This is a genomic window from Selenomonadales bacterium (assembly GCA_018335585.1).
Classification (GTDB): domain Bacteria; phylum Bacillota; class UBA994; order UBA994; family UBA994; genus UBA994.
On record JAGXRZ010000043.1, the window covers coordinates 16,324 to 36,309 of the forward strand.

Genomic DNA, 19,986 nt, shown 5'->3' on the forward strand with positions numbered 1-19,986 from the left:
TTATGGCCTTCTAGGGGGATGAGCACATGTCAATGCGCGAGCAGGCATTGCGCCTGCATGAAGAGAACAAAGGCAAACTCGAAGTCGTCAGCAAAGTTCCTCTTTCTAGTCGCGCCGAGCTAGCCGTAGCTTACACGCCTGGTGTGGCGGAACCATGCAAGGAGATCCATCAGAATCCCGAGTATGTCTATCGCTACACCACAAAGGGGAACTTGGTGGCCGTAGTGACGGATGGGTCGGCCGTACTTGGTCTTGGCGACATAGGTCCTAAGGCGGCGTTACCTGTGATGGAGGGCAAGGCCATTTTGTTCAAGGCCTTTGCCGGAGTAGATGCCGTACCCATTTGTCTGGACACGAAAGATGTAGGCGAGATTGTTCGTGCCGTCGAGCTCATGGCCCCTACTTTTGGCGGCATTAACCTAGAAGACATCGGCGCGCCACGCTGCTTTGAAATTGAAAGGCAGTTGCAGGAGAGGTTAGACATTCCTGTGTTCCACGATGATCAACATGGTACGGCTATCGTGGTTCTGGCCGCCATGCTGAATGCTCTAAGAGTAGCTGGCAAAAAGATTGACCACGTCAAAGTCGTCATAAACGGCGCCGGTGCGGCCGGAACGGCTATCGCTAAGCTCCTGCTCATGGCCGGTGTGAAAAGCATGCGGGTGTGTGACCGTCAGGGCATAATCTCCCCGTCCGGCCCACGGTTATCTCAACCCCAAGCAGAACTCGCCGCATTGACTAACCCGCAGGGCGAAACAGGGCAATTGGCACATGCACTCGTCGATGCCGATGTGTTTATCGGCGTGTCTGCGGCCAATACGGTGACGAGTGCCATGGTGGCACGCATGAGCCAGAAGTCAATCGTACTAGCTATGGCCAATCCTGTGCCCGAGATTATGCCGGCGGATGCCAAAGCAGGAGGAGCCTTTATAGTTGGTACCGGACGCTCTGACTTTCCTAACCAAGTAAACAACGTCTTGGCCTTCCCAGGTATTTTTCGCGGGGCACTCGACGGCCGCGCGCGTCGCATTACCGAGGCGATGAAGCTAGCTGCCGCTCACGCCATAGCCAGCGTGTTAAATGACGACGAGCTTCATCCCGACTACATCATCCCAGACCCATTTGACGGGCGTGTCGTTCCCACCGTGGCCGAGGCCGTGCGGAAGTTAGCACACGCTACACATGTAAGTCGTTAGCCCGCAATGACAAAGGGAGGTCGCACTTTGACAGACAATGTGGCAGAGCTTACGTCTCTAATCGCACGCTTCCTAGATATCGTCGGCAAGCGGTTGCCAGACGATGTAATGCAGCGCCTAACCGAGATGCGCACTGATGCCGCAGCGGGGTTAGAGCAAGTCATTTACGACTCTATGTTCGAGAACATGGCACAGGCCCAAGCACTTAATCGCCCTATTTGTCAGGATACCGGCGTGATTAGCTTCTATGTAAAGGTGGGCAGTGACTCTAAGCTACTGCCCATTCTTAAAGAGGCTTTAACGAAAGGCGTGCTAGAGGCTACTGTCAGTTCTCCCTTGCGCCACAACGCCGTGGCCATACTTGATGAGAAGAACACTGCCACAAACACTGGTGAGCGTATTCCCTTTATCTACTGGGACATTGTTCCCGGCAACGAAGTGGAAATCGAAGCTTACATGGCGGGGGGCGGCGGTAGTCTGCCAGGCAGAGCAATCACGCTAATGCCCTCGGCGGGTTATGACGGCGTGGCGAAGTATGTACTAGACACAATGGTGGAGCTTGGCGTCAACGCATGCCCGCCATTGTTAGTAGGCGTAGGAATTGCCGGCTCGGCGGAGATTGCGTCGCTCTTGTCTAAAAAGGCTATATTGCGCCCGCTTGGTACTTCCCACCCGAACCCGCGTGGAACGCAGTTCGAGCAGTTGTTAGCAGAAGGACTCAATAACCTGGGGGTGGGGGCACAGGGACTGCCCGGCAAGGCTTTTGTGATGGGCGTGCACGTTGAGACTGCCGCAAGGCATCCTTCGTCATTGTCTGTAGGAGTAAGTGTCGGTTGCTGGGCGCATCGCCGCGGCACTTTAGTATTACACGATGACCTGACCTATGAATTAGTCTCACACCGGGGGGTTGCGATATGAAGCGAGTACTGCATACGCCCATCAGCGACGCCGACCTGTTAGACATAAAGGCCGGGGACATAGTTTATCTTACCGGGCACATAGTTACCTGCCGCGACGTAGCGCATAGGCGCGTTATTGAGCTTGGTCAAGATTTGCCCTACGACATTGCCGGCAAAGCTATTTTCCACGCTGGGCCTATCGTCGAGCCGACATCCGAAGGCTACAGAATGGTAGCTATCGGCCCAACGACCAGTATGCGTATGGAGCGGTTTGAAGCCGAGTTCATCGCCGCGACAGGCGTAAAAGTTGTCGTCGGCAAGGGAGGTATGGGTGCCAAGACGGCTGCGGCCTGTCGTGAGCACAAAGCCTTGCACTGCGTGTTCCCCGGCGGATGCGCCGTACTAGGCGCGACAGCAGTCGAAGAATTAGAAGGTGTCGAGTGGCTAGACCTAGGCATGCCTGAAGCTTTCTGGATTATGCGCGTCAAAGAACTTGGTCCGCTGATTGTATCTATCGACGTCCACGGCAACAATCTCTTTGAAACAAACAAAGCGCTCTATACAGAGCGCAAGGATGCGGTAGCTCAAGCGATAGCTAGACAGATGAGGTCATAACCTTCTCTACAAAACAACGCACAACCTCGGGGTCAAACTGCGAGCCGGCACAACGCTGAAGCTCCTCTAAAGCAGCCAAGTGTGTTCGGGCCTGCCGATAGGGATATGGGGAGATCATGTCGGCATAAGCGTCAGCTACGGCAATGATGCGCGCTAGTAGGGGGATGTCTTCTCCGCGCAATCCTTTCGGGTATCCGGTTCCATCCCACCACTCATGATGAGACAAAACGGCATCGGCTACAGAAGCAAATTCTGTTGCGGTCGACAGCACGCGGTACCCAGTCTCCGGATGGCGGCGGAGGTCCGCATGCTCCACATCAGTCAAAGGGGCCTCGCGCAACAACAAGTGGGTGGAGCAAGAAATTTTGCCTATATCATGTACTTGGCCAGCTCTGCCGGCCTCCTCAACCTCGCGCGCGCTGAGGTTAAGTTCTCGAGCTAACTTGCTACTTAGCTCGCTGACCCTTTCAGCGTGAATCGCCTCGCTAGGACTACGTGTGAACAAGGTTTGCAGTATGCTGCGCACGACGGCATTACGAGTATCTACATTTTCAATGACTTTCTTGCGGTAGAGGAGATCTTCTGCGTGCTTGAGTGTATCGGCAGCTAACTCCGCAGCTACCGTCTTAGCAGCCCAACCTAAGGAGACAGACACAGGAACACCACAAACCACTTCATCCTTGACCCTCTCAGCGATGCGGAGTGCGATTGCCTCTGCAGCCTGCACGGTGGTCTTTGGTAACAGCAGAACAAACTCGTCGCCCCCAATGCGTGCCACGATGTCGTCCGCGCGGCATTCACGCTTTAACACGGCGCCTACTTTTAAAAGCATTTCGTCGCCGGCCTCATGACCAAAGGCGTCGTTAATCGTCTTTAGGGCGTTGACATCAGCCATAATGACGGCTAGGGGCAAGTTGCGAGGCGTATCTAACCGCCGCAATTCCTCCTCGTAGAAACGTCGGTTATATAATCCTGTCAGATAATCGCGAAAGCTAATGTATTCGATTTCACGCTGGCGCGCCTTCTCTAGTGAACAGTCCTTAAAGACAACTACAGAACCTGTCAGTGCTCCGGTGGCGTCCTTAATTGGGGCGGCCGAGTCCGAGATGGCTCTTTCTTCACCGTGCCTTGACACAAGGATTGTATCAGCGGGCAAGGTGACGACGTCAGCGGTTGCAAAAACCTGTTGAACAGGGTCTGCCGCGGTTGCACGGTCATGTTCCCTAAGAATTGAGAAGACCCGGGTGAACGGTTCGCCTATCGCATCTGCAGCAGCCCATCCGGTTAGACGCTCTGCGATAGGGTTAAGAAACTCGACCCTTCCATAGGCATCGGTAGTAATTACGCCATCTCCCACGGATACTAAAGTGGCCCAAAGCTTAGCTTCGTTCTTTTGCAGCATTAGCTGGGTTTCCTTCTGCCTAGATATATCCATAATCAGGCCATCAAGTGCTTCAATTTGACCGTTTTCCTTATAGACTACGTATCCCTGTTCCCAAACCCACTTCTCGCGACCGCTCTTAGTGACAATCCGGTACTCAGCATTAAAGGTGCCGCCCTGTGTGGCTATTAACTGCCACTTCTCCCACAGCAGGTCGCGGTAGTCGGGATGAATAATGCTGTTAAAGTCTATTACCGCGTTTCCTAGTAGCTCGCTCGGCTCGTAGCCCGTAAGTTCCATGCATCCTTGGCTTAAGAACTCCATGGTCCAGCGCCTGTCGAACTTGCAGCGGTAGACCATGCCGGGGACGTTGGCAATCATGCCACGATACTTTCTTTCGCTTTGCTCAAAGAGCTTGCGTAGCCGCGCCTCGCGCCTAGCACTCAGAAGCAGAATAACGCCGGTTAGCCCGAGCACTATCATCACCAAACCCAACATGGCGATGGTCAAGCGCGTGTTGCGTGCGTGTGCCGCCTCAAGTGCGAGTTTGTCAGAGATATCGGTGATAATCGAATAGAGGAAGGTTTCGCCCTGCAATCGGATAGGATAAGAGCGCACTTCTACCGTGCGAATCTCCTGCGAATGCAGTCTGTGGCGGAAGATGAAGAAGTTTCGCTCTTCACGTGCGGCTGCCTGGCGCTCTCGGGCTACCTCCTCGGGCGACAACGTGTTTATTTGGTTAATGTTCATGCCGACAAGCTCCACGCCCGGAAAACCGTAGAAGGCATGAGCCGCTTGGTTGGCGAAGGCAATCGTTCCCGTCTCAGCATCAATCACCAGCATTACAGAGCCGTGGTTGTTAAAGAGCCCGAAGAAATCCAAATTAGGCGTCGCCTGTGCCACGTCGCTGCCTGCGACCATAAGGCATATCCCTAGCAACAGCGCCACGAACCTTCGCTTAATCGTAGTTCCCCCTCTTGTCAATCTTTGCCTAGGAGTGGCCTGCTAGATAATTAACGGCGGCCTTAAGGCCAGTAACGACTGTCTCTAGTGACATGCTCGGGAGAAGCTGCTGTGGCTTATCTGTTGTCTGCTCCGGCATATACGGTATGTGGATAAAGCCGGCAGCAACAGGCAGGTTCGCTTGGCGGATCAAGTGTTCGAGTGTGAACAGCGTAAAGTTACACAGGTAGGTTCCCGCGCTGTCCGAAACGTAAGCTCCGACCCCAGCCTTGTTTATGGCTTCGGCCAAAGCAGTGACCGGCAGCGAGGAGAAGTAGCCGTCCGGTGCTGCAGCCACAATGCGTTCGCCGTTGCGGGACTCGTCGCCGTTATCTTTGCCAAAGCAGATGTTTATGCCGATGCGCTCGACGGCCAGTTTGGCACGACCCCCGGCTTGTCCGACCGATACAACGTAGGACGGGCTATGTTCTCGCATGGCCTGCTCCAGGAGCGGTGTCACCTGTGTCCAGGAGACCGGCAGCCCTAAAGCTTTGACGGCAATATCGCCTGCCCGGTAGCCATCGAGCTGTTGCACGGCTGCTAGCGAAGGGTTAATCTTCTCGCCTCCAAAGGGCTCAAAGCCGGTAAGAAGAAGAACACGTGTCACGGGGGAAACCTCCTTGGGAGAGGATTTTGGGGACGGAGGAGGGTGCCGTCCCTCTACGACATCCTCTCTCTTAGGCTCCGGATACGGCTCAACACACGCTCGCGCCCGATAACCTCGATGCTCGCAAACAGGGGCGGTGAGACTTTGCTTCCGGTAACGGCCAAGCGCAAGGTCATAAAGTAGACCTTGGTGGTAAGGCCTAGCTCTTGCTGCAGGCTACGGAGAGCACTTTCAATGTCGGCTTCTGTCCAGTTAACGGTCTCTAATGCTGTCGCCACCGCCAAGAGCACAGCCTGGCCGTCCGCATCACCAAGCACAGTGCGCACTTCTTCTAAAGCGGCTGTCGGTTCGCGGAAGAAAACCGCTGCCACGGCAGGGGCTTCATCTAAACGGACCATCCGCTCCTGAATCAACATCGTCATGCGCGTCAACCAGGCAAAGTCTACATCTGCCTCAATTAACCCGGCTTTGCGCAAGAAGGGTAGAATGCGCTGCGCTAGATCTTCTGGCGCGAGCTTTCTAATCCACTTGGCGTTCATCCAGTCTAGCTTCTTGACGTCAAAGATGGCATTGCTGGCGGTGCAGCGCGCAAAAGAGAACTTGGCCACCAGTTCGTCCAAGGTGTACATCTCCTCGTCGCTGTCGCCGGGGCTCCAACCGAGGAAGGCTAGAAAGTTCACCATCCCTTCCGGTAGGTAGCCCATTTCGGCGTACTGCCCGATGAACGTAGCTCCCTTGCGCTTACTCAATTTGCTCTTGTCTTCGTTAAGCATCGTACTAAAGTGGGCAAAAAGTGGCCTGTCCCACCCTAGTGCCTCATATATTAGTAGCTGTGGGAAAGTGTTGACGATATGTTCCGCTGCCCGGGTGACATGGCTAATCTCCATCAAGTAGTCGTCGATGACAGTGGCGTAGTTGTAGACGGGAATACCGTTTGACTTTATGATAATGAAGTCGCCCATCAGTGACGTGTCGGTCTCAATCCAACCGCGCACTAAGTCGTCAAATCCGATTACGCCGCCTTTTACCTTAAGCCTAATCGTGGGTATGCGCCCTAAGGAGCGGAGCACATCTTGCTCCTCTGCCGATAGCAGGCGACACTTGCCGCTGTAGCGCGGGTCTTCTTTGGCGGCAGTCTGCGCGGCGCGCTCCGCTTCTAGTTCCTCGGCGGTGCAAAAGCAATAGTAGGCGTGTCCTGCTGTCAGCAGCCGCTCTGCATACTCGTGGTACAGCGCAAGCCTTTCGCTCTGGCGATAAGGCACATGCGGCCCTCCCTTGTCCGGCCCCTCAGTCCAGTCAAGGCCGAGCCAATGTAAGCCTTGGTAGACCCCAGCCTCGGCATGGGCGGTGTTGCGAGCTAGGTCGGTATCGTCTATGCGCATAATAAACGTCCCACCGGTTTGCTTGACAAAGAGGTAGTTATACAGGGCAGTCCGCCCGGTTCCTACGTGCGCATCGCCCGTGGGGCTAGGGGCGATGCGTACTCTTACTGGTTTTGTGCTAGTCAAGGTAGGCACTCTCCTTGTTTTCCCTTCATTACGAATCAATGTACAGTTTCACCCCCCGAGTGTCAAGACCATGCGCCATGCGGGGAGACTAAGGATTGCATTCGCTTAAGCTTAGGCGTAGCTGGCAGGAGACGGGCCGATTGTAGCGAATTTAGCCAAGTGTAAATGAAGTGAGTCGCGAGTTGCGCGACTACTAAAGAAGGAGGCTCATTGGTGCTGGAAAAAGTTCTGGAGTTAGTTCTCGCGAGTGCCGCCGGCGCGTTTGTAGACATCGGTGTGTTTGTAGGGGCAGTGCTTCTCTTGTTTGGGTATCTCAACTATAAGATGTCGGGTCGATTTGTGTCCGCCATCACGCAGTCAAAGCGCTGGCAGCCAGTGTTTGGGGCACTGCTTGGAGTCACGCCCGGGTGTGGTGGCGCTATTTTCCTGATGCCGCTCTTCATTAAGGGCTCGGTAACGTTTGGTGCAGTAGTGGCGGCACTAATCGCTACCACCGGTGACTCGTCATTCGTGATGATCGCCGGCATTCCGCGGCAGTACATAGTGGTAAGTACCATTGCCGTATTAGTGGGCATGATTACCGGGTACGTCATTGACGGCACTCAGATTGGCAGCAAGCTCCGCGCTGCTTACGAGAAAAACAGGCGCAGCAAAAGTGAACTCAAGAAGCAGCATAGCAGAGCTCAGCACACCGTGCGTGTGCCTCATATTGGGCACGCCGACGGTGACGATATCGATCTCACCTTGCACCACCATGCGCGCGGCCATCAGGCGACCAATACATTGGCGTATCGCATCACGCACTATGGGTACGCTTGGTATTGGCTGCTGCTAGGATTTGGTTTGGTGCTGGGCATACTGGGTCTGGCACAAGTAGATATTAACGCCCTAGCGATACCTAACCTCGGGTTGATTGTCGGCGTGTTGGGTACCGTGTTATCGATCGTATGGATGTTGCTGGGCAAGAAGCTCCTGACCAGTGACACGCACGAGGAGACGGAACAGAAGGTTACTTCCTTACGCGAGACGCTTATCCACAACGCGCAAGAGACGGCGTTCGTAATTACGTGGGTGTTTGTGGGATTGCTTGTTTACGAGTTGGCCGTGCTTGGTATCGGTCGCGGCGACTACGCGCAAGGTGAGCTGCTAATCGAATCAATGCTAAGGACAGCCGGCATTGCGGCAGTATTGATAGGTGCCCTCGTGGGCATGATTCCCGGGTGTGGACCACAGATTATCTTTGTCACCTTGTTTATGCAGGGACACGTGCCTTTTGCGGCCCTCATAGCAAACGCCATTTCTCAGGACGGCGATGCCATACTTCCACTGATTGCCCTCGACCGGCGTTCGGCGTGGTCTGCCGTAGTGATTACCACTGTCCCCGCTGCTTTGATTGGGCTTGCCGCGTACTGGTTGGAACTAAACACCGATATCTTCGCGGCTCTGACCGTAGCGTGGAACTGGCTTATAGCGCTAGTATAGTCTCGCATACAAACAAGAAGTGAGGAACTGAGCAAATATGAACATATTAGATGCATTTGTCGCCGTTGCCCCGCACATTAAGAATCTGATCGCATCAGACATCGCCATCGCCGTAGTTGACAGGGAGCGCTATGTGCACTACGAGAAGGGCAAGACCCTTGACCACAAAGTAGTCACTGGACAGGAGTTTAAGAAGGGAACGCTAGTGGATTTGGCCATGCGCGAAGGCGGGCGCAAAGCGGCTCGCGTAGGCCCAGAGCTTTTTGGCTTCCCTTATGTTGGGATTGCTGTTCCCCTCTTCGAGGGAGATGAGATTGTTGGTGCGGTCTCATTCATGGAGAATGTTGAGCGACACGAAGGCCTAACACGCTTAACGAGCGAGCTGTGGAATGGCATGCAGCATATCACCTCTACCACCGAGAAGATCGCCGGTGTAGCGGCCGAACTTAACGGCATCGGGCAACGCTTGCACGGGCTGACGGAGGAGTCTGCGACAAACATCGCGGAGACAGATACTATTCTGCAGTTTATTAAGTCTGTAGCTGACCAGTCGAACTTGCTCGGCCTTAACGCCGCTATTGAAGCAGCGCGTGCAGGCGAGCAAGGGCGTGGCTTCGGCGTCGTCGCGGCCGAGATACGTAAGTTAGCTAAGAGCAGCTCTCAGTCTGTCACGAAGATAGAAGACATCGTCAAAGGTATTCGCAGCTCAAGCGACGAGATTATGCGCGACGCAAAACTCATTGACAGCGTCACCAAGCAGCAGTCGCAGTCCTTAGACGAGGTAGTGGCTGCGGTACAGGAGATTGCCGCATCAATTGAAGAACTAAAGAACCTAGCCGCCAAGTTGACGATTCAATAACGACATGATTGATCACGCTAAGATTGAGACAGCTGTGCGCATGATTCTAGAGGCGGTAGGGGAGGATCCAGACCGCGAAGGGCTGCGCGAGACGCCGCTCAGGGTGGCCAAAATGTACGAAGAGGTGTTCTCGGGACTGCACGCTGACCCCGGCAAACACCTAGATAAGTGCTTTTATACCGAGCGGCATGACGAAATGGTGCTTGTGCGCGACATCGCCCTCTATTCCATGTGCGAACATCACTTGCTCCCGTTCTTCGGCAAGGCGCATGTCGCCTATATTCCTCATCCCAAAAAAATCTCCGGATTAAGCAAGTTAGCACGCGTCGTAGAGACGCTGTCGCGTCGGCCGCAACTCCAAGAGCGTTTGACCACACAGATTGCCGACACGATCATGCATAAGCTAGAGGCCAAAGGCACATTAGTCGTGATTGAGGCAGAACACTTGTGTATGACTATCCGCGGCGTAAAGAAGCCCGGTTCTACAACCGTTACTTCTGCCGTGCGGGGTATCTTTCGCACTAACCATATTACACGCACCGAAGCATTGACCTTGATTAAGGGTAGGCTGTAATGGGCAAACAGCAGAGAACTATCGACTTTCATGTGCCGCGCACGCTCGTTATGGGCATATTGAACGTTACGCCTGACTCTTTCTCCGACGGCGGAACATACCTAGACCCCGCTATGGCCGTCGAGCGCGCGCTACAAATGGTAGACGAAGGCGCCGACATAATCGATATCGGAGGAGAGTCTACGCGACCCGGGGCCACACCTATAGACGCACAAGCGGAAACAGAGCGCGTCATCCCGGTGGTGCGGGCCGTGTGCCGCGCTACTTCTACGCCGGTGTCCGTCGATACATATAAGGTCGCGGTTGCGCGCCTAGCACTTGCGGAAGGAGCCGCCATGCTCAATGATGTGTGGGGAGGACAGAGAGAACCGGCCATGCTGGCACTTGCCGCCGCAGCAAAGGTCCCCATTTGCCTTATGCACAATCGAGCAGAGCCGCGCTATCGCGACCTCATCGGGGAGATAAAGTGCGACCTCGCCAGCATGGCAGAGCAGGCGCTTCTGGCCGGCGTACCAAGGGGCGATATCATCCTTGACCCCGGGATTGGTTTCGGTAAGACATGGCAACAGAACCTCGTGGTGATGCAGCGCTTGCGCGAGATTGTGGACTTAGGCTTTCCGCTGTTAATCGGCACTTCCCGCAAATCCATGATCGGCCACGTTTTAGGGCTCCCGGTAGACGAGCGCTTGGAAGGGACTGCCGCAACCGTCGCCTACAGCATTGCGATGGGGGCAAAAATCGTGCGCGTGCACGATGTTAAAGCTATGAAACGGGTAGCGCAAATGACGGATGCCCTAATGCGAGGAGGCGCGTCAGTTGACTGACAGGCTAATTCTTTCCAATATGTTGTTCTATGGCTATCACGGCGCTCTGCCTGAGGAGGCCGTGCTTGGGCAGCGTTTTTCGGTTTCGCTGGAACTAGAGGTCGATACGCGCCCTGCCGCAGAGTGCGACGACTTGTCCCGCGCGCTTAACTACGCCGCTGTTTGCGAAGTAGTTAAAAACATCGTGGAGGGCCCACCCTGCAAGCTCCTAGAAACTGTCGCCGAAAAAATCGCGTCCGCTGTGTTGGCTATGGGGGCAGTCTCGGTACTAGTAACGGTTAAAAAACTACACCCCCCTGTGGCCATCCAAATGGACTACGCCGCGGTACAAATAAAGCGAAAAAACAAAAAGAACCGTCCCCCTTGTTTTGGTCCCCCTTGTTTTGGTTTTGAGCGGGCGTATTTGAGTCTGGGAAGCAATCTAGGCGACAGAGCAAGAATGCTGTCGTTCGCCGTAGAGGCTCTAGCGGCTACGCCCGGTATCATGGTGCGGCAAGTAGCCGCAGTGCGCGAGACCGACCCGGTGGGGTACTTAGAGCAGGGAAAGTTTCTTAACACAGTGGTAGAGATAGACACTACCCTGAGTCCGCGCGAACTATTGCTGGCGGTGCAGCGCATTGAGGAGGCGGCGGGTAGAGTGCGGGACATTCGCTTCGGCCCCCGCACACTCGACATAGATATTCTCCTATATGGCAACAAAGTCATTAGTGAAGAAGGGCTTGTCATCCCGCACCCTCGTATGCGCGAGCGCGAGTTTGTGTTGGTGCCGTTTATCGAGATTGCACCACACGCAATCGTACCTCCCGACAACATAACAATAGAAGAGCTTTGCGCGCGCGTGCTAGGTAAAGAGGTGTAGCTGTGCTCCTGATGATCGACAACTACGACTCCTTCACGTACAACCTCGTGCAGTACTTCGGTGAGTTAGGCGCGGATATCCGCGTGTTCCGGAACCGGAGCATCACCTGTGACGAGATAGCCGCCCTGAATCCTAGCCACCTCGTAATCTCCCCCGGCCCATGTACACCGCATGAGGCCGGAGTATCGCTTGCCGCCATTAGTCGCTTTGCCGGCCATATCCCAATACTTGGCATTTGCCTTGGACACCAGTGTTTGGGCCAAGTTTTTGGGGGGCGCGTGGTCAAAGCCGGCGTGCCGGTCCATGGCAAGAACTCAGATATTGTCCACGCGCAGCAAGGCGTTTTTTTGGGCCTGCCCTCGCCTTTCTCGGCGACGCGCTATCACTCGCTGCTTGTCGAGCGTGCGAGTTTGCCGGGTTGCCTCGAGGTGACGGCGGAGACTGCGAGCGGCGAAATCATGGGACTACGCCACCGCACGGTTGCCTACGTTGAAGGCGTGCAGTTTCATCCCGAGGCCATCTTGACCGAGCACGGTAAGACACTCCTCGCCAACTTTCTCCGCTACGACATTAGGGTCGAGAGGGTGGCGCAATGAAGGTCCTCGTAGAGCAAGTTGAGCTTCTGTGCACACTCGAAGACATCTTTGACGTGCTGCGGCACGACCCCTACCCGTTTTGGCTCGACAGCAGCCTTGCAAGCGCACGTTTCGGCCGCTGGTCGTTTATGGGTAGCCGCCCTTTCCTGACATTTAAGTCGTGGGGGAGAAAAGTGTGGTACGAGGAGCAGGGTAAGCCCATGGTCAAGGATGCCAATCCGCTGACCGAACTTAGGGCGCTACTTAAGCGTTATGCCCTGCCACCTACAGAGGTATCCATTCCCTTTACCGGCGGAGCTGTGGGCTTTTTTTCCTATGACTTTGGGCGCATGATTGAATCTTTGCCGCGATTAGCGCAAGACGACCTTGCAACTCCGGACATCTATTTGTCGTTTTACAGAACGGTCTTGGCGTTTGACCACAGCGAGAATAAGGCCTACATTGTCTCACAGTCAGAAAGCGAGCTCGGGAGCTTCCGGCAGCAGGTGCTGGCGGCAGAACCGCTGATATCCGACCCGTGGGCAGGCCCAAAGCTTTCCCCGCCGGAAATAGAGGCTCACTTTGATTGCGACACGTATGCGCGGGCCGTAGAGGCCATCAAGGAATACATAGTGCAGGGCGACGTCTACCAAGTCAATATGACCCAGCGCCTTAGTGCCCCTCTGCGGTTACCTCCCTTTCAGTTGTACCGCAGGCTGCGGCGGGCTAACCCCGCGCCTTTTGCCGCGTACTTAGACTGCGGCAGCGAACTGCGGGTGCTAAGTTCCTCGCCGGAGCGCTTCCTGACGCTTAGGAATCGCCAAGTAGAAACGCGCCCCATCAAAGGGACGCGTCCGCGTGGCCGCACAGCTGCCGAAGATGAAGCTAATGCCAAGGAACTCCTGGCAAGTGTTAAAGACCGCGCCGAACTCGTCATGATCATCGACCTTATGCGTAACGACTTAGGGCGCGTTTGCGCTTATGGCTCAGTGCACGTGCCTGAACTGATGGTACTTGAAAAATACGCGAAGGTATTTCACCTCGTCTCGACGGTGCGCGGCGAGCTTGCCCCGACCAAGGACTTTGTGGATTTGCTGAAAGCTACTTTCCCCGGCGGTTCGATTACCGGCGCGCCAAAAATCCGCGCCATGGAAATCATAGAAGAATTAGAGCCGGTGCGCCGCGGCGTGTATACCGGGGCTATCGGCTACATTGGGTTTGACGGCAGTGCCGACCTAAATATCGCGATACGTACAATTGTTAATCAAGCGGACCGGCTGTATCTACAGGTAGGTGGTGCCGTGGTGTATGATTCCGTACCCAAACTCGAATACGAGGAGACACTGCACAAAGCTAGGGCCATGCTACTGAGCCTCGGAGTAGAGCGGTATGACTGACTACTGCTATGTCAACGGCGAGCTGTTGCCGCTAACGGAGGGGTCTGTCCCCGTTACCGACCGAGCATACCTTTATGGGGAAGGGCTGTTTGAGACGATGTCAGTGCGCGCGGGACAAGTGCGACTACTATCGGCACATCTCGCGCGCATCACAAAGTCGGCCGCAGCTTTTGGCTTTACAGTGCCCGGCTCTAGCTTACTCAGGGAGGCGGTAAGCGCGGTCGTGGCCAAAAATGCCCTCGACAGCGGGGCGCTTCGCCTCACACTTTCCCCGCGTGCCGGCCTAGGCGTATTTGCCGCCAAAGACAGCCTCATCAACGTCACTGTCACGGCGCGGCGAGGTTCGTCTTACACCGCCATGCAATACGAACAGGGACTCGTCGCCGTAATTGCGCGCTCTACCCGCAGAAACGAGCATTCGCCGCTGTGTAGCCACAAGACCACCGGCTTCGGCGACAACTTACTGGCCAAGCAAGAAGCCCGCTCCCGCGGCGCCGACGAAGCCATATTGCAGAACACGGCCGGGAATCTAGCCGAAGGCGCGATTACGAATTTGTTTCTGGTTAGTGGCGGCGTTGTCCTGACGCCGCGGCTGACGGACGGAGCCTTGCCCGGCATTATGCGCTCGCAGGTGATGCGAGTCTGTGACAGCCTTGGCTTAGCCGTAAGCGAAACTACGCTGCAGCCGAACCACCTTTTTTCTGCCGACGAGGCCTTTGTAACTAATGCCTTGATGCAGATTATGCCGCTTTGCCGTGTAGAGGACCACCATTTTGGGAGCTATCGACCAGTCACCGCGCGGTTGACGGATGCGCTGAGGACAGAGTAGGCTTCTGTGGCGAACTCACTCGGCGAGAGCTCTCCGGCCAACAGACGAAGCCACAGTGGCAGCAGGGCCTGTTCCCAGCCGTGCGCGTGTTGCGCCATACCCCAAGCAGGGTAATAGGGGGTAGCAGGCGCCAAGGACAGATTGGCGTAGGCTGCCCCCTCCGTGTGCTGAGCCAATAAGGCGAGATGCGTGCTAAAAACCGGCGCTGCATTAGCAGAGAGGTGCTTGGCTAGCTCTGCCGCCGCGCGGGTGTGGCGGTGACCGCGGAAGGCTGCCTGCCGAATGAGCACCACACTGACAGCGGCTATGTCAACAACCGGGGTTGGCCCTAGAAATGGCACAGGCAAGAGCAGGGGCGTTAGCCCCCTTTTTTGTGCGGTTGACAACAGCCAGCGGGTAAGCTCAGGGTTAAGCGGGCCGATTAGCCCTGCCTGCCCGCCGAGAAAGCGCGCCAGCGCATCTTCATCGGCTTCCGCAGGCGCCAATCGCCTCGCCGTCTCCCCTAGGGCCTGTAGTTCACTAAGGCCCCACTCCAAGCCGCCTCCCGCGCCAAACGGAGATGGCTTGCCAAGTGAGGCTGCCAGGCTACGCAGCAGAGGAAAGTGAGCGTTCGTCAGAACCAGCCCGCGCTTGCCCTGCCGGTTAAGTGCCGCGGTTGCCGCAAAGAACTCGTCCCATGACCAAGCCCGCTGTGCGTACAGAGCTATGTCTACTCCCGCTGCTCGCAACACGGCCGGGTTGGCGGCAAACACGCGAAAGGTGTAGGCAAGCGGCAAAGTAGCGAGCTCCCCTCGTGCGGAAAGCTGCGCGATAATCGCTGGCGACAAGCGCCCCTTCTCGGCGGCGCTTAAGTACATGCCAAGCGGCACTTGCAGCGCGCCGTAATCAGCGGGCGAAGGAGCAGAGTTGACGAGTACGTCCGGCGGTTCGCCCCGCGTCAGCGCTGCGCGCAAGGCATCCTGCAATTCTTGTGCGGGAACAAACGACGTTGTCACGGCCACGTTGCTCCAAGTAGCGGTGAAGGTAGCCACGAGTTCCTCTATAGCCTGTACAAACAACTCGCTGCGCGGCATGGCGGGAACCGAGACCCACATGCTGACGGAGTACGTTTCGTGTGCCGACAGCTGCACGCTCGGGTTGACCTTGACCGGCGCGTCGGCAAGGTCTCTCACTGCACTTAGCGCCAGAGCTAAACTCACCGCGAGGGCGATAAGAGCGACGACTCGCCGTAACATCGTCATCTGCCTGTCGTCGCAGGCAGTAGACCCAGCAGGGCTAGCACGTTCCTGTCGGCCCTGCCGGTTTGGGGCAAGTCGTAACGGGCTTGCACTGCTTTGACCACCTGCTCTGTCTGACTGCCAAAGCGCCCGTCTACCGGGTCAATGTGAAATCCCGCCTGACGCAGGGCGAACTGCAGCTCCAGCACTTCCTTGCCTGTCTGCCCGCGGCGCAACGGGCGCTCCACCGTTACCCTCTGGCGAGCGCCGACTATCGTTACCCGCGTGCCGATTTTCACCACCGAATACAGCCATTCCACGTCGCGGTTTTGTAGGCGGATGCACCCGGCACTCGCCGCCGTGCCGATAGAGGAGGGTTTGTTGGTGCCGTGAATGCCGTAAATGCCCCACGGGACATTTAACCCGAGCCAACGCGTACCAAAGCCGCCCCCCCAGTTGGTGCTCTTGTCCACTACGGTCCACTCACCTACCGGTGTCCGCGTAAGTGACTTGCCGACTGCGCAGGGGAGCGTCCGCGTCGGCCGACCGTCAACCAACACTGTAAGCGTGCGCTTATCCGTGTCAATGACCAGACGCATGCCCTCCGGTGCCGGCGCAGCCGTCGCATACCAAGCTAAGGATACCAGGATGGCCAGTAAACTTACCATCAGCCGCTTCGCCATAGACGCGAACCTCCCGTGCATTATCGCCTAAGTATATGTGCGGCCCAAAAGTGATATGAGTGGGCAGGAGCTAGGCTCTAGCACAGCGAATAGGTATAATGCACGCCTGCGCGAGCGGCGTGCTTTTGGGTGGAAAGGGCAGGTGCACATGAAGCGAATCATTCTGGTGACGGTGGGGGTCGTATTACTCGTTGCCCCCTTTATTTGGCTAGTTGCGCGGCAGCCTGCGCCGCAAGAGATAGTTGTAGCCATAGAGGCCGAGCCGATTACGCTCGACCCCTTTAATGCTGTCGACCATATATCGCCGGTCATACAACAAGTTATTTTCGAAGGGTTACTTGCGTTAGGCGAGAACAATTCTGTTTTGCCACAGCTTGCCACAGGCTTTGCGGTCAGTGAGGACGGACGTGCCATTACCTTTACCCTGCGCAGAGACGTCAGGTTTCACGATGGCACGCCCTTTAACGCCGCGGCAGTTAAACAGAACTTTGCCTTTTTGCTAGATGCCAGTAACGAAATGGCGCGTCGTTACCTGTTTGACTTTATTGACACCATTACCGTCAACAACCCTTACTCCATTACCTTTACTAGCAAGCGGGCGGATTACGCACTGCCTTATTACTTCGCGCATCCCGCAGCGGGCATTAAGTCGGCGCAGGAACTAGACAAGCGAGCCCGCGACCCGCTACATAATCTCACCCACACGGCCGTGGGCACCGGCCCCTTTCGCCTTATTCTGTGGCACGGCCGGCGCTATGTAGAGCTTGAGCCTAACCCCTACTACTGGAACGCCGACTTGAAACCTAAGACGCATCTCAGGTTCCTCTTCGTCCCCGACCCCAAAGAGCGCCTCGCTATGCTTAAGCAGGGCAAAGCGCACGCCGCCTTCCCCGCGGCGTCTACAGAACCAGCTTCTGCCGTGGGACTGACCACACTTAGGCTGCCGCGCCAGGAAGTGTACTTTGTGGGGTTTAACTTCACGCGCCGCGAGCTTAGCGATGTCAGAGTAAGGCGGGCCATGAACTATGCGGTAGATAGAGAGCGCCTTATGACAGCATCTGGTATACAAGGGCTCGCTCTGGCTACTCCCATTTCACCCGCGATATTTGGGCACGCGCCTATTCAGCCCTTGGCGCACGACCCGGCGCGAGCGCGTAGTCTGCTGGCAGAAGCAGACTTTACGCAGGCCGCTCCGCTGGAACTTTTGGTCGCTGACCGACGCGAGACCAAGGCGCTGGCCCTAGCTGTTCAGGCGGATCTCGCGGCGGTGGGCATAAGTGTGGAGGTGGTCGCCTTACCGCAAGGCGAACTTTTCACGCGCCTTGACACAGGAAAACCGCCAGACATGTGGCTCATGCACTGGCGGCCCTATGCGGGGGAAGTTTACGAGGTGCTTAGCGGGAATTTTACACGGCCTGATGCTTCACATAAGAACAACAACGCCGGCGGCTACTTTAATGCGGAGCTAGAGAAGCGGCTCGCCGAGGCGCGAGCTCAGCCTATGGCCGCCGCGCTCGCGGAGCTTGCGCGGCTGCAGGCGCTTGTCCTCGCGGACGCACCTTGGCTGTTTTTGTCTACCCCCGTGCGTTATGCTGCTTACACGCAATCTGTAGAGGGCATAGACGTCGGGCCAAACGGCGCGCTGCGCTTAAGTCGCGTGAGGTTCCGACCCTAGGCTTTGGCGGTTAACGCTAAGAACTCGTCTAGTTCTGCTAAGGCCGAGTCGATGGCCGACTGCCAGAAGTCTTGCCGCGTGATGTCTACACCGAGGTGACGCAAGGCTAAGTCCTCCGTACGCATGCGGCCGGTATCGCGCAGCAGGTCGTCGTATTTCTTGGCAAACGTGGGGCCTTCTTTCATGGCCTGCGCGTATACGCCGGTGGCAAAGAGGTAGCCGAAGGTGTAAGGGAAGTTGTAGAACGGCACGGTCGTCATGTAGAAGTGCAGCTTCGCTGCCCAAAAATGCGGGTGATACTTCTCCAGAGTATCGGCAAAAGCCTCTCTTTGCGCCGCCACCATCAGTTCGTTTAGGCGCTGTTTGCTGACTACACCTAGCTTGCGCTCCTCATAGAAACGCGTTTCAAAAAGGTAGCGCGCTTGGATGTTCATGAGTAGTGTTGCCGCGCGTTGCAGCTTATCCTCGATCAGCGTAATCTTCTCGTCCTTTGATTTGGCCAGAGCTAAGGCTGCGTCGCCTACCGCTACCTCCGCAAAGGTCGAGGCCGTTTCCGCGACGTTCATCGCGTATTGCTGCGCGAAAGGCGGCAGTTCGTTCATCACCGACTGGTGATAGGCGTGCCCGAGTTCATGTGCTAACGTAGTTACATTGCCCATCGTGCCCGAGAAGGTCATAAACACGCGGCTCTCCTGTTTTTCCGGGAAGGTGGTGCAAAACGCCCCCGGGCGCTTGCCGGGCCGGTCTTCCGCTTCAATCCAGCGCTCGTGGAAGCACTTGGCGGTGAAGTCGGCCATGGCCGGGTTAAAGCGGCGGAACTGTTCAACAATAAACTCTGCGGCTTCATCAAAACTCATGTGGCTGCCTGCGGAGCCAATCGGTGCCGTTACATCGTGCCAGTCTAACTTGTCTGTGCCGAGCAGCTCTTGCTTGCGCTTGAGAAACTTAACCAGTCGCCCCTCGTTGGCTTTGATGGCCGACCACATCGCCGCGAGCGTGGCAGGCTGCATGCGGTTGTAGTCGAGCGGCTCGGAGGTGACGTCCGTCCAACCGCGGTGCTTATAAAGGTTTAGTCTAAACCCAGCCAAGTTGTTTAGGGCTAGCGCACAGAAGTCGGCCTCATTGGTCCAAGCCTCTTCCCAACGCGCGAAGACGTGTTCGCGAAACTCGCGGTCCGGGCTCTTCATTTTGTTTTCGGCTTGACCCGGCGACAAGCGCACTGTCTTGCCGTTCTCCTCTATGGCAATAGACATGCGGCCGACGACTGTGTCGTAGAGGGTAGACCAGCCGTGGTAGCCGTCAATCGACAGGTCGTTGACGAGAGTCTCCTGTGCGGTGGGCATCTTTTCTTTAGCGCGGCGGCGCCGCTCGTCGAGGTTAAACTTGATAGGAGCAAGTGAAGGATGAGAAGCGAGCGAGACCCACTCTTCCTCACTCATATCGGTGACGTGCTTGTCGAGGTAGGTTAAGGACGAGGCAAATGCCGCGCCGATAACCCGCATTCTGCCGGCTAGGAGCTTCGCCTGTTCGTCTTTGACATTCTGTGCCGTCAAGCAACCCACAAAGGCGCCGGCGTGTCGCACTTTTTTTGCCAAGTCCTGTACGCGGTCGAGCAGCACTACCCACTGCTCTGCGTCTGCCGGAGCGGCACCGGACGTTTCGGCGAGCAAGGACTTTAGCGCCGCATCAAGCGAGTCTAGGTAAGCTATGTACGCTTGCGAACTACTGCCCCCCGGGAAAATCGACTCGAGGTCCCAGTTTTGGTTAAGAGCCATTTTCATAACACCCTTTCCTACGAATTCGC

At 56.2% G+C, this 19,986-nt stretch carries 18 protein-coding genes; 12 read left to right on the forward strand and 6 right to left on the reverse strand.

The features are described 5' to 3' along the window. The first annotated feature begins 26 nt into the window (after window positions 1-26). Genes KGZ66_08155 through ttdB form a run of 3 tightly spaced genes read left to right on the forward strand, consistent with a single transcriptional unit; the run spans window position 27 to window position 2,710 of the window. A complete protein-coding gene (locus KGZ66_08155; GenBank protein ID MBS3985565.1) occupies window positions 27-1,196 on the forward strand; it encodes an NADP-dependent malic enzyme in 1,170 nt (389 codons plus the stop codon). Window positions 1,197-1,202: 6 nt separating this feature from the next. Next, the gene (gene ttdA, locus KGZ66_08160; protein ID MBS3985566.1) at window positions 1,203-2,114 is read left to right on the forward strand and encodes a L(+)-tartrate dehydratase subunit alpha; all 912 of its coding nucleotides are present in this window, start codon (window positions 1,203-1,205) and stop codon (window positions 2,112-2,114) included. Beyond that, window positions 2,111-2,710, forward strand: a complete 600-nt coding sequence (gene ttdB / locus KGZ66_08165) for a L(+)-tartrate dehydratase subunit beta (GenBank protein ID MBS3985567.1) — start codon at window positions 2,111-2,113, stop codon at window positions 2,708-2,710. The genes ttdA and ttdB overlap by 4 nt, the downstream gene beginning before the upstream one ends. Here the strand turns inward: ttdB and KGZ66_08170 are convergent. The 3 genes from KGZ66_08170 to KGZ66_08180 all read right to left on the reverse strand — a co-directional run bounded on the left by KGZ66_08170 (window position 2,691) and on the right by KGZ66_08180 (window position 7,208). Further along, window positions 2,691-5,012: a PAS domain S-box protein gene (locus KGZ66_08170; GenBank protein MBS3985568.1), complete on the reverse strand. Its 2,322-nt coding sequence runs from the start codon at window positions 5,010-5,012 to the stop codon at window positions 2,691-2,693. The genes ttdB and KGZ66_08170 overlap by 20 nt on opposite strands. Before the next feature lie 70 nt (window positions 5,013-5,082). Beyond that, complete coding sequence (locus KGZ66_08175) at window positions 5,083-5,700, reverse strand: pyroglutamyl-peptidase I (GenBank protein MBS3985569.1); 618 nt, start codon at window positions 5,698-5,700, stop codon at window positions 5,083-5,085. Between the two features lie 53 nt (window positions 5,701-5,753). Then, on the reverse strand, window positions 5,754-7,208 hold the full coding sequence (locus tag KGZ66_08180; protein MBS3985570.1) for a glutamate--tRNA ligase: 1,455 nt from the start codon (window positions 7,206-7,208) through the stop codon (window positions 5,754-5,756). 213 nt (window positions 7,209-7,421) lie between these two features. Here KGZ66_08180 and KGZ66_08185 point away from each other — a divergent pair, with 213 nt between their 5' ends. From KGZ66_08185 to KGZ66_08220, 8 genes are read left to right on the forward strand one after another with little or no spacing between them, the layout of a single operon-like run. Continuing rightward, on the forward strand, window positions 7,422-8,690 hold the full coding sequence (locus KGZ66_08185; GenBank protein ID MBS3985571.1) for an arsenic efflux protein: 1,269 nt from the start codon (window positions 7,422-7,424) through the stop codon (window positions 8,688-8,690). A gap of 37 nt (window positions 8,691-8,727) precedes the next feature. Continuing rightward, window positions 8,728-9,549: a hypothetical protein gene (locus KGZ66_08190; GenBank protein MBS3985572.1), complete on the forward strand. Its 822-nt coding sequence runs from the start codon at window positions 8,728-8,730 to the stop codon at window positions 9,547-9,549. Window positions 9,550-9,556: 7 nt separating this feature from the next. Next, window positions 9,557-10,123: a GTP cyclohydrolase I FolE gene (gene folE / locus KGZ66_08195; GenBank protein ID MBS3985573.1), complete on the forward strand. Its 567-nt coding sequence runs from the start codon at window positions 9,557-9,559 to the stop codon at window positions 10,121-10,123. Beyond that, window positions 10,123-10,947, forward strand: coding sequence for a dihydropteroate synthase (gene folP / locus KGZ66_08200; GenBank protein MBS3985574.1), 825 nt, complete (start codon window positions 10,123-10,125; stop codon window positions 10,945-10,947). The genes folE and folP overlap by 1 nt, the downstream gene beginning before the upstream one ends. Next, entirely contained in the window at window positions 10,940-11,806 is an 867-nt protein-coding gene (gene folK / locus KGZ66_08205; protein MBS3985575.1) for a 2-amino-4-hydroxy-6-hydroxymethyldihydropteridine diphosphokinase, read from the forward strand. The genes folP and folK overlap by 8 nt, the downstream gene beginning before the upstream one ends. Before the next feature lie 2 nt (window positions 11,807-11,808). Then, window positions 11,809-12,402, forward strand: coding sequence for an aminodeoxychorismate/anthranilate synthase component II (locus tag KGZ66_08210; protein MBS3985576.1), 594 nt, complete (start codon window positions 11,809-11,811; stop codon window positions 12,400-12,402). Continuing rightward, on the forward strand, window positions 12,399-13,778 hold the full coding sequence (pabB, locus tag KGZ66_08215) for an aminodeoxychorismate synthase component I (GenBank protein ID MBS3985577.1): 1,380 nt from the start codon (window positions 12,399-12,401) through the stop codon (window positions 13,776-13,778). Before KGZ66_08210 ends, pabB begins: the two co-directional genes overlap by 4 nt. Continuing rightward, entirely contained in the window at window positions 13,771-14,607 is an 837-nt protein-coding gene (locus tag KGZ66_08220) for an aminotransferase class IV (GenBank protein MBS3985578.1), read from the forward strand. The genes pabB and KGZ66_08220 overlap by 8 nt, the downstream gene beginning before the upstream one ends. On the opposite strand, the gene KGZ66_08225 is transcribed toward KGZ66_08220, so the two are convergent. Together KGZ66_08225 and KGZ66_08230 are read right to left on the reverse strand one after the other, a co-directional pair. After that, entirely contained in the window at window positions 14,559-15,848 is a 1,290-nt protein-coding gene (locus KGZ66_08225) for an extracellular solute-binding protein (GenBank protein ID MBS3985579.1), read from the reverse strand. The genes KGZ66_08220 and KGZ66_08225 overlap by 49 nt on opposite strands. Beyond that, window positions 15,845-16,507, reverse strand: coding sequence for a L,D-transpeptidase family protein (locus tag KGZ66_08230; protein MBS3985580.1), 663 nt, complete (start codon window positions 16,505-16,507; stop codon window positions 15,845-15,847). The genes KGZ66_08225 and KGZ66_08230 overlap by 4 nt, the downstream gene beginning before the upstream one ends. A gap of 148 nt (window positions 16,508-16,655) precedes the next feature. Between KGZ66_08230 and KGZ66_08235 the strand changes: the two genes are divergently transcribed. Continuing rightward, the gene (locus KGZ66_08235; GenBank protein ID MBS3985581.1) at window positions 16,656-18,182 is read left to right on the forward strand and encodes a hypothetical protein; all 1,527 of its coding nucleotides are present in this window, start codon (window positions 16,656-16,658) and stop codon (window positions 18,180-18,182) included. Here the strand turns inward: KGZ66_08235 and KGZ66_08240 are convergent. Then, a complete protein-coding gene (locus KGZ66_08240; protein MBS3985582.1) occupies window positions 18,179-19,957 on the reverse strand; it encodes a M3 family oligoendopeptidase in 1,779 nt (592 codons plus the stop codon). The two genes, KGZ66_08235 and KGZ66_08240, sit on opposite strands and share 4 nt — an antisense overlap. Window positions 19,958-19,986 lie beyond the last annotated feature (29 nt).

Bases quoted from the DNA above. Each gene is read 5' to 3' on its own strand.
- KGZ66_08240 (MBS3985582.1), bottom strand. From the start codon at position 19,957: ATGGCTCTTAACCAAAACTGGGACCTCGAGTCGATTTTCCCGGGGGGC.
- KGZ66_08235 (MBS3985581.1), top strand. From the start codon at position 16,656: ATGAAGCGAATCATTCTGGTGACGGTGGGGGTCGTATTACTCGTTGCC.
- folP (MBS3985574.1), top strand. From the start codon at position 10,123: ATGGGCAAACAGCAGAGAACTATCGACTTTCATGTGCCGCGCACGCTC.
- ttdB (MBS3985567.1), top strand. From the start codon at position 2,111: ATGAAGCGAGTACTGCATACGCCCATCAGCGACGCCGACCTGTTAGAC.
- pabB (MBS3985577.1), top strand. From the start codon at position 12,399: ATGAAGGTCCTCGTAGAGCAAGTTGAGCTTCTGTGCACACTCGAAGAC.
- KGZ66_08155 (MBS3985565.1), top strand. From the start codon at position 27: ATGTCAATGCGCGAGCAGGCATTGCGCCTGCATGAAGAGAACAAAGGC.
- KGZ66_08220 (MBS3985578.1), top strand. From the start codon at position 13,771: ATGACTGACTACTGCTATGTCAACGGCGAGCTGTTGCCGCTAACGGAG.
- KGZ66_08230 (MBS3985580.1), bottom strand. From the start codon at position 16,507: ATGGCGAAGCGGCTGATGGTAAGTTTACTGGCCATCCTGGTATCCTTA.
- KGZ66_08170 (MBS3985568.1), bottom strand. From the start codon at position 5,012: ATGGTCGCAGGCAGCGACGTGGCACAGGCGACGCCTAATTTGGATTTC.
- ttdA (MBS3985566.1), top strand. From the start codon at position 1,203: ATGACAAAGGGAGGTCGCACTTTGACAGACAATGTGGCAGAGCTTACG.
- KGZ66_08225 (MBS3985579.1), bottom strand. From the start codon at position 15,848: ATGACGATGTTACGGCGAGTCGTCGCTCTTATCGCCCTCGCGGTGAGT.
- KGZ66_08190 (MBS3985572.1), top strand. From the start codon at position 8,728: ATGAACATATTAGATGCATTTGTCGCCGTTGCCCCGCACATTAAGAAT.